Source organism: Pseudomonas sp. RIT-562 (genome assembly GCF_026241895.1).
Lineage (GTDB): Bacteria > Pseudomonadota > Gammaproteobacteria > Pseudomonadales > Pseudomonadaceae > Aquipseudomonas > Aquipseudomonas mandelii_F.
Genome location: NZ_JAPJIV010000004.1, coordinates 283684 through 303836 on the forward strand (window position 1 = coordinate 283684; position 20153 = coordinate 303836).

Consider the following 20153-nt stretch of genomic DNA (forward strand, 5'->3'; position numbering starts at 1 on the left):
CATTGGATCGTCATTGCCCGCGTTTGCTGGTGATCTGCACCAGGCGATTACCCTCGAACCGCAAGAACTGATACATCCCGCCGTTCGGCCCGTAGGTCCATTCCTCTACCTGATACTCCTCGCGCCGGTTGGCGCTGCGCTTGTAGCCCAGCGGATCCCGGGCCACAGGCTCGCCGCATTTCTGCAGCACTTCCCCCGACCTGTCGCCAACGCTGATCAGCTGGCTGCCGCAGCGCAGCGTATCGGCAGCCCAGGTTTGTCCGGCGAACGCCAGTAGCGCCAGGCCGAGCGCGTATCGTCGGTTCATCATTCGGCATCCAGGTGCAGTGGCGTGATGACTCGACCGTCACTCTGCGCTTCACCGAGAGTGGCATCGACGAAATACACACGCTCGTCGTCGAGCTGACCCTTGTCGACCAGATAGTCCTTGATGCTGCTGGCGCGGTCCTGCCCCAGCTGACGCAACAGCACGTCGTTGGAGCTCCAGAACTTGATCACGCCTTCACGCATCTTCGCCGTGCGTTCTTCCTTGCCCAGGTCCTTCCATTCGGCCGGCGGTTGAGTCTTCAGGCGAGTGCGGTAGATGCCTTCCAGCAGCGGGCCTTTCTCGCTGTCCGGCACATCCAGCAAACCGGCCTTGGCCGGTACCTTGTCGCCGCGACGCTGGAGCATCTTGTAGTAGTTGTACTGGTACTCGCGCTCCAGCCGTTGCTCGGCAATCAACGGACCATCACTGCTGGCCGCAGCAGTGCCTTCAATTTCCAGGCGTAGCGCCGGGCGTTCCTTGAGGGCTTGCGACAGCTTGACCAACGCGGCTTCGGCGTCCTTGCTCAGATCGCTGGAGCCAGGGGCAAACGAGACGGTACCCAGGTCCTGGGAGCCGCCCCCGCTGACCAGGCCACCGATCAGCTTGAACGGCGCGGCTGCCGCTTTGACAATCAGGTTGCGCAGGGTTTGCCAGACTATCGGCATGACGCTGAATTGCGGATTGTTCAGGTCGCCAGTCACTGGCAGCTCGATGGAAATCTTGCCGTCGACATCCTTGAGCAAGGCGATCGCCAGTTTCAGCGGCAGACTGACAGCGTCCGGGCTGTCGACTTTCTCTCCCAATTGCAGCTGTTCGACCACCACTTTGTTTTCGGCCTTGAGCTGGCCTTTGGTGATCATGTAGTGCAAGTCGAGGTTAAGCCGGCCTTTGCGGATGCGATACCCAGCGAACTTGCCGGAGTAGGGGGTCAGCGTGGTCAGTTCCACTCGTTTGAAGCTGGTGGCGATGTCGAGGCTGGCCATCGGGTCGAACGGGTTGACCGCGCCCTTGATGGTCACCGGCGCATAACGATCGACCTTGCCCTTGATGTCGACGCTGGCGGGTTTGACCTGGCGGCTGTCGATAGTGCCGATGGCGCCGTTGAGCTGCTGGATGGCCGTGGCGAAGTTCGGAGTCAGGCTGAAGTCGGCGAAGTTGGCCGAGCCGTCATTGATGGCGATGCCGCCCACATGAATGCCCAGCGGCTTGTCCTTGCTCGCCGGTTTGGCTGCAGGGCTGGTGCTTGCAGATTTGTTGCTGGCAGTATCAGCCGGCTGCGGGATCAGTAGGTCATCGACGTTGGTGGTGCGGTCATCATTGATCATGAAGCGCACGTATGGCTGGAACAGGTTGACCTTGTCGATCGACAGGCTGTCGCCATGCTGGTAGTTCAAGCCTTCGACAATCACCTGCTGCCACTTGAGGAAGTCGCGGGTCTTGAGCGTGTCGAGGGTGTGCAGCTGATCGACCTGAGCCCGGCCGGTGACGCTGAGTGCGAGGGGCTCGGTGCTTTTCAGGTCGACCGCCAGATCACTGCCGAGCATGCCGCTGCGCAGTTCCAGGCGAATGAACGGGTTGATGTAGGACTGGGCCACCCGCAGGTCGATGTCCTTGGTCTGCACTTTCAGTTTGGCCGTGACCGGGGCCAGGTTGACCACGCCGTCCGCCGTGAGCTTGCCTTGCTTGCCGACGCCGGTGTCGAGCTTGAGGTTGAAAGGCGAGCCGTTGAGGCTGTCGAAATTCTGCAGGTCGACATTCAGCGGGCTTAAGTCCAGCTCGACCACGGGCTGGGCCTTGCGGTCCGCCAGATGCACTTGATAGTTACGCAGTTGCACGTCCTTGAGCAGCACTTGCCAGGGTTTACTCGGCGCTGTCGGCTCGGGTTTCGGCGAGTCGGCGGCCGCTGGGGTGCTGGCGGGTTCGGCCTTGGCTTTGGCAGCCTCCTTGGACGGTTGGCTGGCGAACAGTTTTTGCCAGTCGAGTTGGCCATCCGCTTCCAGTGCGGCCCAGGTTTCCAACTTGTTGCTGCGAATCTTGCCGACCACGACTTGCTGTTTGGCCAGGTCGATGGAAGTGTCAGTGACGTCCAGGCGTTCCAGTTTCGCCAATTGCCGGCCATCCGGGGCCTTGATGGCGAAGGGCGCGACACTGAGCGCGAGATTACTCAGCAGCAGCTCGGTTTGTTTGGACAGGTTGAGTTTGTAATCGGTGCTCAGGCTGTAGACACCATCTTCGAGCACCAGGGGCGCCGAATCGCGCACGTATGGCCAGAACGCTTTCATCTTGCCGTCAGTGATCTTCAGTTTGCCCTCGGAGGCGATCGGGATGAGGCTGAAATTGCCGGTCCAGTCGATTTGCCCGCCGTTGGGGCCCGCCGCAACCAGTGTCATGTCGGCACTGTCTTCGGGCAGGGTGCTGAGGTTTTTCAATTCGAAGTCGAGTTTGTCGTAGAGGAACTCGATCGGTTCGCTGGGCCTGGCATCCTTGAAATGCACTATGCCGTCGGCGAGTTTTATCCGTTCAATCCGCAGCGGAAACGGCTTTGCGTCCGGGTCGACCGGGGTCGGTTCACTGGCGGGAATTTTGAACAGACCCAGCAGATTGAGTTTGCCCTGTTTATCGAACAGGATTTCGCTCTTGGGTTTATCCAGCTCGATGTCGGACAGATGCAGTGCCTTGGTCCACAGGCTGTCGATCTGCAGGTTGGCGTAAAGTCGTTCGAAACCGACCTGTTCCTTGCCCGGCTCGCCAACGATCAGGCCCCACAACGTTACTTCAAGACTGAACGGGTTTAATTCGATGCGCTGGATGTGCGCGGGCACCGTTGCGTAGTTGGCCAACTGTTGATTGGCGACCCGCAGTGCGATGCCCGGCAAAATCAGAAACCCCAGCAGGCTGTAGAGAGCCACTGCAGTCAACAAGGCGCCAATGGCGCGGATCAATCCTTTGGGCATGTGGGGCTTCATCTGTCTGAATCGGAGTGCCTTGGAGTATGGCACGCGATTCTGGTTCCGAAGTGGTCGCGCTTTGCAGGATTAGTCTGAAAGTGTCGAAGGATTTCAGAGCTGCAGGATCAGGGTCTTCAGCGGCGGCTGTTGGTCCATCGACGGAAAGTCCGCCCCGGGTTTCATTACGGTCCATTCGCGAACCGGTCGGCCGGCCTTTTCCGCGCAGCGCAGCACCTGTTCGCGCCAGTCATCCATGCTGACTTTCGCCAGATTGTTGCAGCAGATCAGCACGCCGTTGTCTGCCGTGCTCAGTAGAGCGGGCTTGAGCAGGCTCTGATAGTCGCGCAGCAGGTCGACGGTGCCGAACGCACTCTTCGCCCAGGCTGGCGGGTCGAGCAGCACCAGGTCGTACTGACGCTGTTCCAGGCGCAGATAGGCGGGCAGCTTCTGCCCGCGACGCTGGCTGATCGGCAGGCCGGCGAGTTGGCGGATCGCCGGAAAATAATCGGACTGGATGAATTCCATGGTCGGTAGCTGCGGGTTGAGCAGACCATTTTCCCGCCCGACTGCCAGGTTGCCCTCGGCGAAGTCCAGGTTGCACACTTCCCGCGCACCGCCTGCCGCAGCACTGAGGCCGACGCCGCAGGTGTAGGCGAACAGGTTGAGGACGCTTTTACCCTGGCTATGCGCCTTGACCCAGCCGCGGGTGTTGCGCAGGTCGAGGAACAGCAGCGGGTCCTGTCCGGCATGACGGCCGCGAACGCGATAGTTCAGGCCCCACTCGTGGCCGACCAGGTCTTGCAGCGCCGCTTCGTCGGCACGGTACACGGTGTCTTCGCGATCGATGCGCGAATTACCTCGGGACCGGTCGTTGTAAACCAGCAGCGTTTCCAGGCCCAGATGCTGATTGACGGTCGCGTGCAGGTCGAGCAGGGCATCGCGTTCCAAGGCCTGGTGGAAGCTTTGCACCAGCAGTTGCGGGCCGTAGCGGTCGATAGTCAGGCCGCCGGCGCCTTCCTGGCTACCGTGGAACAGGCGGTAGCAATCGGTGCCTTGTTGATGCAACTCGGCAAGCAGGTCCTGGCGATGATCGAGGGCGGCGCGCAGCGCCTGATTCAAGGAAGACATGCTGGGGGCCTTGCAGAGGGAATTTGGCGCGAGAGTTTAACAGCTTGGCTGGGGACCGAGGTGCTGCCATCGCGAGCAGGCTCGCTCCTACATTGGATTTTTGAAGGTTTGCCCCTGTAGGCGTGAGCCTGCTCGCGATGCTTTTAGCTGAGCAACCCCATCCGCCGCTTGGCCCTCTGCACCGAACCATTACGCACCGCCCAGCGCAGCATGGGGGCACTGCGATTGACGCTGGCACGGATCAGCTTGCGCTGCAGCGGGCTCTGACGCACGCCAAGCATGTCGCTGGCCCAATCTGGTAGCAGGTCAATGCCGGCCTGCATCATCAGGCCGCCAAATGGCTTGGCCAGGCGGCTCGGAGCCGGGGCGTCCAGCAGCAGGCGCAACACTTCGCGACTGCGTTCGTCGCACAGCAGCTGTGGGCGGATTCGCTCCAGGTAGCGGGATATTTCCAGCCTGGAGCGGGGCACATCCCGGGCGCCGAGGCGTTCGGCGACCAGCGCGATCTCTGCGTAGTAACGGTCCTGGTCGGCCAGCGACAACTGCGGGTTGCGATACCGCAGATGCGCCGCGAGGAAGTTGCTGACCTCCGCCACATGCACCCACGTCAGCAGCTCCGGATCGCTGGCGGCGTAAGGCCGTCCATCCGGTGCCGTACCGGTGACTTGTAAATGAATGGTGCGAACTTTTTCGATCAGCCAGTCGGCATCCTTGCGTGAGCCGAAGGTCGTGCCGGAGATGAACTGACCGGTGCGGCGCAGTCGGCCCAGCATGTCTTCACGAAAATTCGAGTGGTCCCACACGCCGGCCAGCGCCAGGGGATGCAAGGCTTGCAACATGAGTGCGCTGATACCGCCAATCAACATGCTGCTGAAGTCGCCATGTACCTGCCAGCTCACCGAGTCGGGGCCGAATAAGCCGGGATCGCCCTTGGGGTTTTCCAGGTCGAGCTTGCCGAGGGATAGCCCGGTCAGGCTCATGATCTGCGTTTCGATGCGGGTGCGGATGAATTCCATGACGACTCAGTGCAAATGAATGGGGGCAGTAGGAGCCGGGCCGGCTCCTGCAAATGTGTTACTGGTTCAGGCGTTTATCCACCAGATCCTCAACCACACTCGGGTCGGCCAGAGTCGACGTGTCGCCCAGGCTGTCGAGCTCATTGCAGGCGATCTTGCGCAGGATCCGGCGCATGATCTTGCCTGAGCGGGTTTTCGGCAAGGCGGGCGCCCACTGGATCAGGTCCGGTTTGGCGAAACTGCCAATTTCCTTGCTGACATGATCCAGCAGCTCCTTCTTCAACTGATCATTGGGTTCGGTGCCATTCATTGGCGTGACAAAGGCGTAGATCCCCTGGCCCTTGAGGTCGTGGGGATAACCGACCACCGCCGCTTCGGCGATGCTGTCGTGGAGCACCAGGGCGCTCTCGACTTCCGCAGTGCCAATACGATGCCCGGACACGTTGATCACGTCGTCGATGCGCCCGGTGATCCAGTAATCGCCATCCTCGTCGCGACGCGCGCCATCGCCAGTGAAGTAGTAGCCAGGATAGGGTTTGAAGTACGTATCGACCATGCGCTGCGGATCGCCATAGACGCTACGGATCTGCGCTGGCCAGCTGGATTTGATCGCCAGCACTCCGCTGCCGGCGCCTTTGATTTCCTTGCCGACTTCATCGAGCAATACCGGTTGTACGCCGAACATCGGTTGAGTGGCGCAGCCCGGTTTGATCCGCTGGGCGCTGACCAGGGGGCTGAGCATGATGCCGCCGGTCTCGGTCTGCCACCAGGTGTCGACGATCGGGCAGCGTTGCTCGCCTACGACGTTGAAGTACCAGTCCCACGCTTCCGGGTTGATCGGCTCGCCGACGCTGCCGAGTAGTCTGAGGCTCGCGCGGGAGGTTTCCTGCAACGGTTCCGGGCCTTCACGCATCAGCGAGCGCAGGGCGGTCGGCGCGGTGTAGAAGATGTTGACCTGGTGTTTATCGATCACCTGCCAGAAACGCGAACTGCTGGGATAACTCGGCACGCCTTCGAAGATCAGCGTGGTCGCACCGTTGGCCAACGGGCCGTAGACGATGTAGCTATGACCGGTCACCCAGCCGACATCGGCGGTGCACCAGAAGATTTCATCATCGCGATAATCGAGCACGTATTTGAACGTCATCGCGGCTTGCAGCAGGTAACCGCCGGTGGTGTGCAACACGCCTTTGGGCTTGCCGGTGCTGCCGGAGGTGTAGAGGATGAACAGCGGGTCTTCGGCGTCCATCGGTTCAGGCGGGCAGTCGTCGCTGACGTCGCGCACGGCCTGGTGATACCACAGGTCACGGCCTTCAACCCAATCAACATCGCCCTGGGTACGCTCAACCACGATGACCGTGCTGACGTCGGGGCAACTGAGCAGGGCCTGGTCGACTTTTGCTTTCAGCGGCACGACTTTGCCGCCGCGCACGCCTTCATCTGCGGTAATCACGGTACGACAGTCGGCGTCGAGGATACGGTCGCGTACCGAGTCCGGGGAAAAACCGCCAAACACCACCGAGTGCACCGCGCCGATCCGCGTGCAGGCGAGCATGGCGTAGGCAGCTTCCGGGATCATAGGCATGTAGATACACACCCGGTCGCCTTTCTTCACGCCACGGCTCTTGAGCACGTTGGCCAGGCGGCACACGTGGTGGTGAAGTTTCCTGTAGGTGATCTGGACGGAGTCGACCGGATCGTCGCCTTCCCAGATGATGGCTACCTGATCACCGCGTTGGGCCAGATGGCGATCGATGCAGTTGTAACTGACGTTCAACCGGCCCCCGGCAAACCAGCTGGCTTCGCCGGTTTTCAGGTTGTAGCGCTGCACGGTGGTCCATGGCGCGCTCCAGTCGAGGAAACGCGTGGCTTGTTCTGCCCAGAAGGTGCTGGGGTGTTCGATGGATTGGCGGTACAGGCGCTGATAGTCGTCTTGACTGAGATTCGCAGCCCGGCGGACGGCATCGGCTTTGGGGAACGTGCTGATATCGAACATGACGGTTCCTTATTCTTGTTTTTGGAAAACAAGCCATAAAGATGCGCCGAGTGGCGAAAGGGTTCAAGCCGAACACTGAACCGGAGGGTGTCCACTAAACGACTGTAGGAGTGAGCCTGCTCGCGATGGCGATGGATCAGTCAACATCGATGTTGAATGAGAAATCGTCATCGCGAGCAGGCTCACTCCTACAGGTATTGATGTTGCCCGCAGAATTTGTGTTTTTCACACATTCTGGGGGCGGGGCGTCAGATCAACCGCGGTGACGACCGCGGAAGTAGTTGATCAAACCCTGAGTCGAAGCATCGTCAGCCGGTGTTTCTTCGCTGCCAACCAGACGGTTATAGACGCCCTTGCCCAATTCCTTGCCCAGCTCCACACCCCACTGGTCAAAGGCATTGATACCCCAGATCACGCTTTGCACGAAAACTTTGTGTTCGTACATCGCCACCAGCGCACCTAGACGACGCGGGCTGATGCGTTCAACCACGAGGGTATTGCTCGGACGGTTACCCGGGATCACCTTGTGCGGCGCGATCTTGTGCACCTCTTCTTCGCTCACGCCTTTATCGCGCAGCTCGGTTTCGGCTTCGGCAAGGGTCTTGCCGAGCATCAGGGCCTGGCTTTGGGACAGGCAGTTGGCGTACAGCCACTGGTGATGGTCGGAGACCGGGTTGAAACTGACGATCGGCACGATGAAGTCGGCCGGGATCAATTGGGTGCCCTGGTGCAGCAGCTGGTGATAGGCGTGCTGGCCGTTGCAACCTACGCCGCCCCAGATCACCGGCCCGGTATCAGTGGACACCGGCGTGCCGTCCTGGCGCACGCTCTTGCCGTTGGATTCCATGTCCAGCTGTTGCAAGTGCTTGGTGATATTGCGCAGGTAGTGGTCGTACGGCAGGATCGCATGGCTCTGCGCACCCCAGAAGTTGCCGTACCAGACGCCGAGCAATGCCAGCAGTACCGGCATGTTCTGTTCGAACGGAGCGCTCTGGAAATGCTGGTCCATGGTGTAGGCACCGGACAGCAGTTCCTTGAAGTTCGACATGCCGATGGCGAGGGCAATCGGCAGGCCAATGGCCGACCACAGCGAATAACGTCCGCCTACCCAATCCCACATCGGGAAGATGTTTTCTTCGCGAATACCGAAGGCCACGGCAGCGGCATTGTTGCTCGATACCGCGATGAAGTGGCGATACAGCTCGGCTTCCGAACCACCCTGGGCCAGGTACCAGGCGCGTGCGGCCTGGGCGTTCTTCAGGGTTTCGAGGGTATTGAAGGACTTCGACGAGACAATGAACAGCGTGGTCTCGGCGCGCAGCTTCATGGTCAGTTCGTGAAACTCACTGCCGTCGATGTTCGCCAGGTAATGGCAGCGCACGCCTTTCTGGGCGTAGGACAACAGCGCTTCGGACACCAGCTCGGGGCCGAGGAATGAACCACCGATACCGATGTTCACCACATCAGTGATCGGCTTCTCGGTGTAACCGCGCCACAGACCGTCGTGGATGCGGCCCACCAGATCGGTGATCTGGTTCAACACCTTGTGTACTTCTGGCATCACGTTGACGCCGTTGACCGACAATTTGTCGCCGACCGGACGACGCAGGGCGGTGTGCAGCGCAGGGCGCCCTTCGGATGAGTTGACGATTTCGCCTTCGAACAGCGACTTGATCGCGCCCTTGAGATCGACTTCGTTGGCCAGGCCCACCAGCAGATCGCGGGTCTCGGCGTTGATCAGGTTCTTCGAGTAGTCGAGAAACAGGCCGCAGCTGCTGAGGGTGAATTGAGTAAAGCGCTGCGGATCGGCATTAAACGCTTCGCGCATGCTGAAATCCTGCATGGCTTGGCGGTGATCATTCAACGCTTGCCAGGCGGGCAGAGCGGTCACGTCGTGAGGAGTGCGGTAGTACGCCATCGCTGCGGGTTTCCTTTTTACTTGAACGGCTTTTGAACACTAAAAATACCGGAGCGCTGCGGGTGGGCGTCCGGTCAACTGCGTCGTCACGTTTTCATGGCGCAGGGCGAATACAGTAACCCTCGCGCTGCGATCTGTCTTGACTTTGTCTGACCCGTCCCCGGTACTTTTTTATACATCAACACTGGGGACGAGCCGACAAACGGAAGGAAAAGGTGTTTCGGGTTCGATCAGGCGACCTGAACCGGGATGGCGTTGCTGGTGTGGCTCAACTCGTTACCTGGCGCCATATAGAGCATGCGCGGCTTGAAGTTGAGTAGTTCGGCTTCGCTGTAATGGGCGTAGGCGCAGATGATCACGCGATCGCCGACCTTGGCCTTGTGCGCCGCAGCGCCATTCACCGAAATCATCCGCGAGCCTTCCTCGCCACGGATGGCGTAGGTGGTGAAGCGTTCGCCGTTGTCGACGTTGTAGATCTGGATCTGTTCGTACTCACGAATCCCTGAAAGGTCCAGCCATTCACCGTCGATGGCGCAGGAGCCTTCGTAATCGAGAACCGCGTGGGTGACTTCGGCGCGATGCAGCTTGGCCTTGAGCATGATGGCGTGCATTTTTTGTTATCCCAGGTCGAAATTGGGTTGTGGAAGCTTAGGCAGATCCAGTGTGGGAACAGCGCTTAGGCGGGCGCGTCCAGGTTCAGATGCAGATTGTCGATCAACCGGGTTGTGCCCAGGAACGCTGCTACCAGAATCACCACATCCCGATCCTCCGGGCTGGCCGGCCGCAGGTTCTGCGCCTGGCGAATTTCCAGATAGTCAGGGCGTAGCCCGGCGGCTTCCAGTTGCTGCAATTTTGCCTGGATCAGTGCCGGATAGTCGCGATCTCCCTGCTTGATCGCCTCGGCAATCTCGCTCAGTGTGCGGTACACAACCGGCGCAACGGCCCGCTGTTCTTCGCTGAGGAAGCCGTTGCGCGACGATAGGGCCAAGCCGTCGGCGGCGCGCACGGTCGGCTCGCCGATGATCTGGATCGGCATGTTCAGGTCGTGGACCAGTGACTTGATCACCGCCAGTTGCTGAAAGTCTTTCTGGCCAAAAATCGCCAGGTCTGGCTGAACCATGTTGAACAGCTTGCTGACGACCGTCGCCACTCCTTCGAAATGCCCAGGGCGGCTGGCGCCACACAAGCCTTCGGAGAGTTGCGGCACGCTGACGCGCGTCTGCCCGGTCATGCCGTCTGGGTACATTTCCTCGACGCTCGGTGCGAACAGCAGGTGGCAGCCGGCCTGGAGCAGTTTCTCCTGGTCGGCGGCGAGGGTCCGCGGATATTTGTCGAGGTCTTCGCCCGCGCCGAATTGCAGCGGGTTGACGAAAATGCTCGCAACCACAAAATCTACCCGCTGGGTGGCCTTGGTGACCAGTGCAACATGGCCGCTGTGCAGGTTGCCCATGGTGGGCACAAAGCCGATGCGTTTGCCTTCACTGCGGGCGCGGGCCACGGCGGCGCGCAGTTCGCGTACGGTTTTTACGGTGTTCATGCAGAGAATCCGTGTTCGATGCCTGGGAAAGTCGCTGCTTTGACTTCGGCTACGTAAGCGCTGAGGGCAGCCTGGATGTTGGGCTGGCCAGTCATGAAGTTCTTCACGAACTTGGGCACGCGTCCGGTGATGGAAAGACCGAGCATGTCGTGCAGCACCAGTACCTGGCCGTCAGTGGCGCTACCTGCGCCAATCCCAATCACTGGGATCTTCACGGCGTGGCTGATTTCTTCGGCCAGTTCGCTCGGCACGCATTCCAGCAGCAGCATCGCCGCACCGGCCTGTTCGAGGGAAATCGCGTCGGCGCGCATTTGCCGCGCCTGGTTTTCATTACGCCCCTGGACCTTGTAACCGCCAAGGATATTCACCGACTGTGGCGTCAGCCCCATGTGTGCACACACCGGGATGCCGCGTTCAGCCAGCAGGCGGATCGAGTCAGCCAGCCACAACGCCCCTTCTACCTTGACCATGTGCGCACCGGCCTGCATCAACAGGGCGCTGTTGGTCATGGCTTGTTCGGTGGTGGCGTAGGCCATGAACGGCAGGTCGGCAAGGATCAATGCGTCCGAGTTGCCGCGTTTGACGCAGGCCACGTGGTAAGCCATTTCTGCGGTGGTGACCGGCAGAGTGCTGTCATGCCCTTGCAGGACCATGCCGAGGGAGTCGCCCACCAACAGCACTTCAACCCCAGCCTCATTGCAGGCGTGGGCGAATGTCGCGTCATAGCAGGTCAGCATGGTGATTTTTTCACCTTTTTGCTTGAGACCTTGCAGGGTGGTCAGGGTAATGGCTGGCATCAAAAGGTTCCTCATTCAGGCGCTGTGGAAACTACTGCGAGTAACGCGCGTGATTCTTCGTTGAATACAGGCGCACGCTCTGTTGTCGTGCTTTTATGGCCTGAATTGCGCCCTGTAACGCCGTATTGCCGGCGGCGGGACGCCTATAGTCGTGAGGAGAACACGGGAAGTCAATTGCGTGTGTTACCGCGTTGTTACGGGAGGGGTGTTACCGAGGGAAATAGATGCCTGTAGGAGTGAGCCTGCTCGCGATGGCGTCGACGCGGTGTTGCTGGGAGACCGCATTGACTGCATCGCGAGCAGGCTCACTCCTACAGGAGGTCGCCGTGGAATGGGGGGAGGCGTTCCAGGCCGACGAACGGACAGGCGGCGAGCAGTGCCTTCAGGGTGCGCCCATCGGGGAGCCGCAGCTCAGCAGGTGCCAGTTCGGCCAATGGATACAGGACGAACGCCCGTTCCTGCAGCTGATAATGAGGCACATTGAGGCGAGGTTCGTCGATCAGTCGATCACCGAACAACAGAATATCCAGGTCCAGCGTGCGCGGGCCCCAGCGTTCCAGGCGCTCGCGGCCTTGCTCGTTCTCGATAGCCTGCAGCGCATCGAGCAGTTCCAGCGGCTGGAGGGTGCTGTCGAGGGCGGCGACCGCATTGGTATAACGCGGTTGCCCGGGTAACAGCGAATCGCTCTGATAGAAGGCGGAAACCCCGGCCAACTCGCTGCGCGGCAACTGCGCCAGCGCTTCGACCGCGCTGCGCAATTGTTCGGCTGGGTCGGCGAGGTTGCTGCCCATGCCGATGTAGATGCGTTCCATCAATTACTCGCCCGTAGCGCTCGGAGCATCGGCAGCACGCTTGCGCTTGGCGCCACCGCTGCGACGACGTTTGCGTGGGGCACCGGTGCCTTCGTCCTTGCCGCTGAGGTCGCGGATCATGTCCCGACGCTCGCTGTCGTTGGCGTCCTGGTAGTCCGTCCACCATTCACCCAGGCCATCGGTCTGCTCTCCGGCGCTTTCGCGCAACAACAGGAAATCATAACCGGCGCGGAATCGCGGGTTGTCGAGCAACAGGTCGGCACGCTTGCCGCTGCGGCGTGGCAGGCGTTCCTGCATGTCCCAGATCTCGCGGATCGGCATGGTGAAACGCTTCGGAATGGCAATCCGCTGGCACTGTTCGGCGATCAACTCGTGCGCAGCTTCCTGCATTGCCGGAATCGGTGGCATGCCACGTTCTTGCAGGCGCAGTACGCGGGCAGGCAGGGCTGGCCACAGCAGCGCGGCAAACAGGAACGCCGGAGTCACCGGCTTGTTCTGCTTGATGCGCAGATCAGTATTGATCAACGCCTCGCTGATCAGCGTGTGGGTGTAAGTCGGGTTGTATTCCAGGGCCTCGGCACTGGCCGGGAACAATGGATCGAACAGCTGCAGGTCCACCAGCATTTCGAAGGTGTCGGCGGCATGGCCGGACAGGAACAGCTTGAGGACTTCCTCGAACAGACGTGCCGACGGAATTTCCCGCAGCATCGGCGCCAGCTCGCGAATAGGGGCGGCGCTGTGTTTTTCGATGCCGAAATTGAGTTTCGCAGCGAAACGCACGGCTCTGAGCATCCGTACAGGATCTTCCTGATAACGTTGCTTGGGGTCGCCAATCAAGCGGATCAGGTGATTGCGAATGTCGTGAACGCCGTTGGCGTAATCGAGGATGCGCTCACTGACCGGATCGTAATACAGGGCATTGATGGTGAAGTCGCGGCGTTGCGCGTCTTCTTCCAGGGTGCCGTATACGTTGTCACGCAGAATCCGCCCGGACTCGTTACGGGAAGATTGGTTGCTGTCTTCTTCCTCGTCGTTTTGTGGGTGATTGGCGCGGAAGGTCGCGACTTCAATGATTTCGCGGCCAAAATGGATATGCACCAGTTTGAACCGGCGACCAATGATCCGCGCATTGCGGAACTCGGCTCGAACCTGTTCGGGCGTGGCGCTGGTGGCGACGTCGAAATCCTTGGGTGTGATGCCGAGCATCATGTCCCGCACACAACCACCTACCAGGTAGGCCTGGTAGCCGGCGTTTTGCAGGCGCTCGACGATATTCACCGCATAACGGCTGAATTGGCCCTTTTGCAGCGAATGTTGGCTGCTATTGAGCACTTCAGGCGTACTGCGAATGTGTTGCGTATGACGCTTGGGAGTACGGAATGACTGGAACAGCTTCTTCAGCATGGGATGCACTGTTTGAAGGAATGTTCGGCCATAACGAAGAATGACCGCATGATGGGCCGGGATTCTAGCATTTAGTCGAGGGATGGTGTAGGACGCAGGCGATATCACCTGTAGGAGCGAGCAAATCGCAGAAACCACATGGGGAGCCGAAGCTCCCCAAGAAGTAGTTGCATGCTCTATTTTTATTATTGGTTTCGGGCTTTTTGTTTTTGTTAAGTGCCCTCGTCATGAAGTTTTTCCTTCATGACCCTCCCAATCGGGAGCCAAGAGCAAACGGATTGCTTTGGTCGCTGTGCTGCAGTGATCTATCGATCCAACCAGTTCAGGCTCTGTCTTAGGACAGTTTTTGTTGTTCTCGGCCTGGTCGTGGGGCAAGCCCCAAATACAACGCCTCTCCAAAAGAATCAGTTAGCTGCGCCTCTCGCCGTCTTGTTTTTATTGTGCGTGAGTCGATTCGTCTTATTTTTATTGTCTTGTGCATTGCTTGTTATTGTTCTTGTACCAGACATATAGCAGGGTGCGTGCCAACTTTTGTGAAGCCCAGTAAAACAAGGGGTTGCGCTGGCTATCGGGCTTTTTCGAGGGCCAAAAAAACCGGGGCTTCGTTACCGTAAGCCCCGGCTTCTGTTACGTGTAAAACCACAGGTAACAGTTTTTTCACAAATTCACCTGTTACCCGCACACTCGACAGGTGACATTCAGCTTTCGCTGGCTACCCCGGTCTTGCGGCGCGGGATGCCCAGGCGTTGCCGGCGTTCCCACAGGCATTTACGGCTGACGCCAAGCTTGCGAGCCAGCTCGGTCTCGGTCATATGGTCCTGATGCTCAAGCACGAAGTGCTGGAAGTAGTCTTCGAGTGACAGGTCCTCGGTCGGCTCGTGGCTGGTGTTACCTGCGCCATTGCCCTGCTGCGGCGCCAGGCCGATGAATTCATCGTCGTCGAGATCGTTGAGCTCGATGTCGATCCCCAACAGCTCGGCGGAAATTTCCGGGCTCTCGCACAGGATCACTGCGCGCTCCACGGCGTTTTCCAGTTCCCGAACGTTACCCGGCCAGGAATAGTGCCGAATGGCCTGCTCGGCATCCGGGGCGAACTTCAGGTCGGTGCGATTGACCCGCGCACTCTGGCGAGCCAGGAATGCCGTGGCGATTTCGTTGACGTCAGCACCACGCTCGCGCAGGGCGGGCAGTTTCAGGGCGATAACGTGCAGGCGATAATACAAGTCCTCCCGGAACTGACCGATCTTCGCCAGGCTCTTGAGGTCCCGGTGGGTCGCGGCGATCAGACGTACGTCGACCTTCTGCGACTGCACGGAACCGACGCGGCGGATTTCACCTTCTTGCAGTACGCGCAACAGGCGGGCCTGGGCTTCCAGCGGCAGTTCGCCGATTTCATCAAGGAACAGGGTGCCGCCATCGGCTGCTTCAACAAGGCCAGCACGGCCAGCGCTGGCGCCGGTGAATGCACCTTTCTCGTGACCGAACAGCTCGGACTCGATGAGGCTTTCCGGAATGGCCGCACAGTTCACCGAAATCATCGGCGCCTTGGCGCGCCTGGACAGATTGTGCAGGGCGCGGGCCACCAGTTCCTTGCCGGTCCCGGACTCGCCCTGGATCAATACATTGGAGTCGGTTGGCGCTACCTTGCGGATCTTGCTGTACAGATCCTGCATGGGTGGGCACGAACCGATGATGCCGATCTCGCCATTGCTGTTATCGACTCCATTTTTTGCCGCGACAGGCGTGGCCTTGCCGCTGACCGACTCTGTGCCGGCGCTCTGGAGCGATTGCCGGTCGCGCAGGATGCGCGCGACGGCCTGGAGCATTTCGTCGTGATCGAAAGGCTTGGCGATGTAGTCCACCGCGCCCATCTTCATCGAGTCGACTGCCGAGCGCAGGCTCGCGTAGCTGGTCATGATCAGCACCGGAGTGCCTTGGCCGAGCTTGATCAGCTCGGTACCCGGAGCACCCGGTAAACGCAGATCACTGACGATCAGGTCGAACGTGGGGATAGTGAATCGTTCTTGTGCTTCCTGCACAGAACCGGCTTCGCTGACCTGGTACTGGTTACGTTCCAGCAGGCGGCGCAAGGCGGAGCGGATAATTGTTTCGTCTTCGACGATCAAAATGTGCGGCATTGATTCGATACTCTCGACGGTCTCAGTTCACAGCGGACGTCGCTTCGACATGACGCGGCAAGGTCACCCGGATACGGGTGCCGCGCTGGCTTTGAACATCAGCCGGGCTGTCGATGGTGATTTGTCCATAATGCTCTTCAACGATGGAATAGACCAGTGCAAGGCCCAGACCGGTGCCTTCGCCAGGATCCTTGGTGGTGAAGAAGGGTTCGAACAATCGGTCCATGATGTTCTTCGGGATACCGCTGCCTTCGTCTTCGACGATCAGGTCGACCGTGTGTTCGCCGGCTTCGCTTTTGACCCGCACGGCACTGCCGGCAGGCGAGGCGTCACGGGCGTTCGAGAGCAGGTTGATCAAAACTTGAGCAAGGCGCTGGGGATCACCCTCGACCCAGTGATCGGGGTCGCACAGGTTGTAGAACTGCACCTCGAAGTTACGCCGGTTCAGGGCCAGCAAACCGATCGCATCCTGGGCCACTTCGGCCAGACAGACGGGCTCGTCGCTATGCTGATGGCTGCCTGCGTGGGCAAAGCTCATCAGTGACTGGACGATCCGCGACACGCGCTTGGTCTGTTCGAGGATCTGCCCGCTGATTTCCTTCAGCTCGCCATCGTCTTCGCGCTCTTCGCGCAGGTTCTGCGCCAGGCAGGCGATGCCGGTGATCGGGTTGCCAATTTCATGCGCGACGCCGGCCGCCAGGCGACCGATGCTTGCCAGGCGCTCGGAGTGCACCAGTTTGTCTTCGAGCATCTGGGTTTCGGTCAGGTCTTCCACGAGCAACACCAGGCCGCTGTTACCCGGTGCCAACGGCTCGTCGATGGCCGCCTTGTGCAAGTTCAGCCAGCGAGTCTGGCCATCCAGTGCCAGGTGCTGCTTGTGCAGGTGCTCGTCGGGAAGGTTGATGAAACCTTGCAGCAGTTCCTTCCAGGGATCGGCAATGGTGCTCAGGCGCGAACCGACCACACGCTGCGCAGCAATTCCGGTCAGCTCCTCCATGGCTTTGTTCCACATGAGGATTTCCTGGTCTTTGGCCAGGGAGCAGACGCCCATGGGCAGCTCCTGCAGGGTCTGGCGGTGGTAGCGACGCAGCGCGTCCAGTTCCGCAGCCAGCCCGGTGAGGCGCGAGTGATAGTCCTCGAGGCGGCTTTCGATGAAGTGGATGTCTTCGGTGACGTAGTTTTCGCCACCGGCTTTATAAGGCAGGAAGGTCTCGACCATGTCCTGGGCCACGCTCGGCCCCATCAAGCCGGAAAGATTGGCTTCGATGCGGTCACGCAGACGGCGCAAGGCATAAGGCCGGCGCTCGTCGAAAGGCAGATAGAGATCGCGCAGGGCTTGCTCGACTTCTTTCTGAGCGGCCTTGGCACCCAATGGTTTTGCCAGCTGCGTGGCAAATTCCTGCGGCGAGGCGGCGTGCAGTTCGCGCCGCTGCGGCCGGCGCACGTTGTCCACGGCGCAAGCTTCCGCGGCGCTGGCTTCTTCCGGGCTGGCGTTGGTGAATAGTGAGATCAGGGTGAACATCAGCACGTTGGCCGCCAGCGACGCGATCGCCGCCATGTGCCAGCTGGTGTCATCCAGCACGTAGATCATGTTCAGCAGAGGAATGTAGAAACCCTGCAGATTGCCGACCAGCGGCAGCAACATGGTCACCAGCCACACCAGGATCCCGGCCAGCAGGCCGGCGATAAAGCCGCGGCGGTTGGCGGTCGGCCAGTACAGGACCGACAGCACCCCCGGCAGGAATTGCAGGGTGGCGACAAAAGCGACGATGCCGAGGTTGGCCAGGTCTTGCTCCGCTCCCAGCATTAGATAGAAACCGTAGCCGGCCATGATGATTGCAACGATCAGCGCCCGGCGAGTCCACTTCAGCCAGCGATAGATATTGCCTTCTGCCGGCGGCTGGTAGAGCGGCAGCACCAGGTGATTCAGGGCCATCCCGGACAATGCCAGGGTAGTGACGATAATCAGGCCGCTGGCTGCGGACAGGCCGCCGATATACGCCAGTAACGCCAGCGCCTTGCTGTTGGCGGCAATGCCGATGCCCAGGGTGAAGTATTCCGGGTTGGTGGTGGCGCCCAGTTTCAGCCCGGCCCAGAGAATCAGCGGAACCGCCAGGCTCATCAACAGCAGGAACAGCGGCAAGCCCCAGCTGGCACTGACCAGCGAGCGCGGGTTGAGGTTTTCGGTGAAGGTCATGTGATACATGTGCGGCATCACAATGGCCGAGGCGAAAAACACCAGCAGCAATGTACGCCATGGGCCTTCCTGCAACGGCGTGTGCAGGGCAGCCAGGGCGGTCTGGTTTTGCAGCAGCCAGAGTTCAAGCTGCTGCGGACCGTCGAACACTCCGTACAACGCATACAGGCCAACGCCGCCGATCGCGATCAGCTTGATCACCGACTCAAAGGCAATGGCGAACACCAGCCCTTCATGCTTCTCGCGGGTGGCGATATGGCGCGAGCCGAAGAAGATCGTGAACAGGGTGATCAGCGCGCAGAAGCTCAACGCCACCCGGTGCTGCACCGGCTCGCGGGTGAGGATGCCGATGGAGTCTGCCACCGCCTGGATCTGCAAAGCCAGCAACGGCAGCACGCCGATCAGCATGAAGATCGTGGTCAGCGCGCCGGCCCAGGTGCTGCGAAAGCGGAACGCAAACAAGTCGGCCAGCGACGACAGCTGATAGGTTCGAGTGATTTTCAGGATCGGATAGAGCAACACCGGCGCCAGCAGGAATGCCCCGGAAACCCCGAGGTAGCTGGAAAGGAAGCCGTAGCCATACTGATAGGCCAGGCCCACCGTGCCATAAAATGCCCAGGCACTGGCGTAGACGCCCAGCGACAGGGTGTAGGTCAGCGGGTGGCGAATGATCGCCCGGGGGATCATGCCCCGTTCGCTGATCCAGGCTACGCCGAACAGCACCGCCAGGTAGGCGGCGCTGATCAGGATCATCTGGGTCAGGCTAAAGCTCATCGGCATCTTTTTGGCTCTGCAGGATGAAGGTCACGACGATCAGAATCAGCCAGAGCAGATAAGGGCGATACCAGGCGCCAGTGGCGTCGATCCACCAGTCCATGATGGCCGGGGAGAACAGGTAAATCCCCACTACCAGAAGCAGGACCAAGCGATAGATGTACATCCCGGCCTCTCTTTTTTATGCGCGTGCCCGAAAACGTGCGGCGATGGTAACGGATGGCGGCGCGACTGCAAGCGCCATCACTGCAGTTGTGCCTCGGGCAGGTGCAGTGTGCGCGGGATCTGCAGCGCATCCCAGTGAGCGATACCCCAGTTCAGCACCTCCCGTGGGGTGGCGCAGGACAGTTCGGTTGGCGGATTTTGCCCCAGTGCCCGCAGCGCCCGAAGTAGCAGGGGAGTGGCCTGGTCTGCGGTCAGCGGCGGGGAGCGATAGGATTTGCCGAGCTTATGGCCATCGGGCTGGGTGATCAGCGGTATGTGCAGGTAACGCGGTTGTGACAGGCCGAGTAATTCCTGCAGGTACAGCTGGCGCGGCGTGGAGTCGAGGAGGTCGGCGCCCCGTACGATATCCGTGATGCCCTGCCAGGCGTCATCCAGGACCACCGCCAGTTGGTAGGCGTACAGCCCGTCTCGGCGGCGGATCACGAAATCGCCGACTTCACGGCCCAGGTGCTGGCGATATTCGCCCTGTACGCGGTCGATGAAGTGGTATTCCAGCTCGGGGACCCGCAAGCGGATCGCGGCATCGTCGGTGGCATGCCCGGCATTGCGGCACAGGCCCGGGTAAATTCCGTGATACGGCTCCAGTTGTTTGCGCGAGCAGGTGCAGGCGTAGGCCAGGCCCTGGTTGAACAGGCGATTGATGATCTCGGCATAGGCATCGTGGCGGTCGCTTTGACGCACCACCGCGCCATCCCATTCAAAGCCGTAGCTTTCCAGTGCCTGGAGAATTGCCGCCTGGGCGCCGGGCTCTTCCCGGGGCGGGTCGAGGTCTTCCATGCGCATCAGCCAGCGCCCGCCCACCGAGCGCGCATCGAGGTACGAGGCCAATGCGGCAACCAGCGAACCGAAGTGCAGGTGACCACTGGGCGTGGGGGCGAAGCGGCCGATGTAGGTGGGGGTGGTGGCAGTCATGAGGTGATATTACGTCGTCGGGTCGTGTGGGAGCGGGCTTGCTC

Annotated in this window: 15 protein-coding genes; all 15 read right to left on the reverse strand. The window is 60.3% G+C overall.

Annotated elements, in window-relative coordinates:
- Positions 1-10: 10 nt before the first annotated feature.
- Complete coding sequence (locus ORL50_RS08325; protein ID WP_266012120.1) at positions 11-307, reverse strand: DUF2845 domain-containing protein; 297 nt, start codon at positions 305-307, stop codon at positions 11-13.
- Complete coding sequence (locus ORL50_RS08330; protein ID WP_266012122.1) at positions 307-3273, reverse strand: DUF748 domain-containing protein; 2967 nt, start codon at positions 3271-3273, stop codon at positions 307-309. Before ORL50_RS08330 ends, ORL50_RS08325 begins: the two co-directional genes overlap by 1 nt.
- 93 nt (positions 3274-3366) lie before the next feature.
- Positions 3367-4383, reverse strand: a complete 1017-nt coding sequence (locus ORL50_RS08335) for a class I SAM-dependent rRNA methyltransferase (RefSeq protein ID WP_266012124.1) — start codon at positions 4381-4383, stop codon at positions 3367-3369.
- A gap of 143 nt (positions 4384-4526) precedes the next feature.
- Positions 4527-5399, reverse strand: coding sequence for an oxygenase MpaB family protein (locus ORL50_RS08340; protein WP_266012126.1), 873 nt, complete (start codon positions 5397-5399; stop codon positions 4527-4529).
- 58 nt (positions 5400-5457) lie between these two features.
- Positions 5458-7395, reverse strand: a complete 1938-nt coding sequence (gene acs, locus ORL50_RS08345) for an acetate--CoA ligase (RefSeq protein WP_266012128.1) — start codon at positions 7393-7395, stop codon at positions 5458-5460.
- A gap of 253 nt (positions 7396-7648) precedes the next feature.
- Complete coding sequence (pgi, locus tag ORL50_RS08350; RefSeq protein WP_266012130.1) at positions 7649-9313, reverse strand: glucose-6-phosphate isomerase; 1665 nt, start codon at positions 9311-9313, stop codon at positions 7649-7651.
- A 230-nt stretch (positions 9314-9543) separates the two neighbouring features.
- Positions 9544-9924 carry an aspartate 1-decarboxylase gene (gene panD / locus ORL50_RS08355; RefSeq protein WP_003228271.1) on the reverse strand — a complete coding sequence of 127 codons (381 nt, stop codon included), beginning with the start codon at positions 9922-9924 and terminating at the stop codon, positions 9544-9546.
- 65 nt (positions 9925-9989) lie between these two features.
- Positions 9990-10850 carry a pantoate--beta-alanine ligase gene (gene panC / locus ORL50_RS08360; RefSeq protein ID WP_266012145.1) on the reverse strand — a complete coding sequence of 287 codons (861 nt, stop codon included), beginning with the start codon at positions 10848-10850 and terminating at the stop codon, positions 9990-9992.
- Positions 10847-11647, reverse strand: coding sequence for a 3-methyl-2-oxobutanoate hydroxymethyltransferase (panB, locus tag ORL50_RS08365; RefSeq protein ID WP_266012147.1), 801 nt, complete (start codon positions 11645-11647; stop codon positions 10847-10849). The genes panC and panB overlap by 4 nt, the downstream gene beginning before the upstream one ends.
- 311 nt (positions 11648-11958) lie before the next feature.
- Positions 11959-12459 carry a 2-amino-4-hydroxy-6-hydroxymethyldihydropteridine diphosphokinase gene (folK, locus tag ORL50_RS08370; RefSeq protein WP_266012149.1) on the reverse strand — a complete coding sequence of 167 codons (501 nt, stop codon included), beginning with the start codon at positions 12457-12459 and terminating at the stop codon, positions 11959-11961.
- A gap of 3 nt (positions 12460-12462) precedes the next feature.
- Complete coding sequence (locus ORL50_RS08375; RefSeq protein ID WP_266012151.1) at positions 12463-13863, reverse strand: polynucleotide adenylyltransferase PcnB; 1401 nt, start codon at positions 13861-13863, stop codon at positions 12463-12465.
- Positions 13864-14561: 698 nt separating this feature from the next.
- Positions 14562-16001: a sigma-54-dependent transcriptional regulator gene (locus ORL50_RS08380; RefSeq protein ID WP_266012153.1), complete on the reverse strand. Its 1440-nt coding sequence runs from the start codon at positions 15999-16001 to the stop codon at positions 14562-14564.
- 22 nt (positions 16002-16023) lie between these two features.
- Entirely contained in the window at positions 16024-18978 is a 2955-nt protein-coding gene (locus ORL50_RS08385; protein WP_191632369.1) for a sensor histidine kinase, read from the reverse strand.
- Positions 18962-19138: a hypothetical protein gene (locus ORL50_RS08390; protein WP_003176118.1), complete on the reverse strand. Its 177-nt coding sequence runs from the start codon at positions 19136-19138 to the stop codon at positions 18962-18964. Before ORL50_RS08390 ends, ORL50_RS08385 begins: the two co-directional genes overlap by 17 nt.
- Positions 19139-19215: 77 nt before the next feature.
- Positions 19216-20109, reverse strand: coding sequence for a tRNA glutamyl-Q(34) synthetase GluQRS (gluQRS, locus tag ORL50_RS08395; RefSeq protein WP_266012427.1), 894 nt, complete (start codon positions 20107-20109; stop codon positions 19216-19218).
- Positions 20110-20153: the final 44 nt, after the last annotated feature.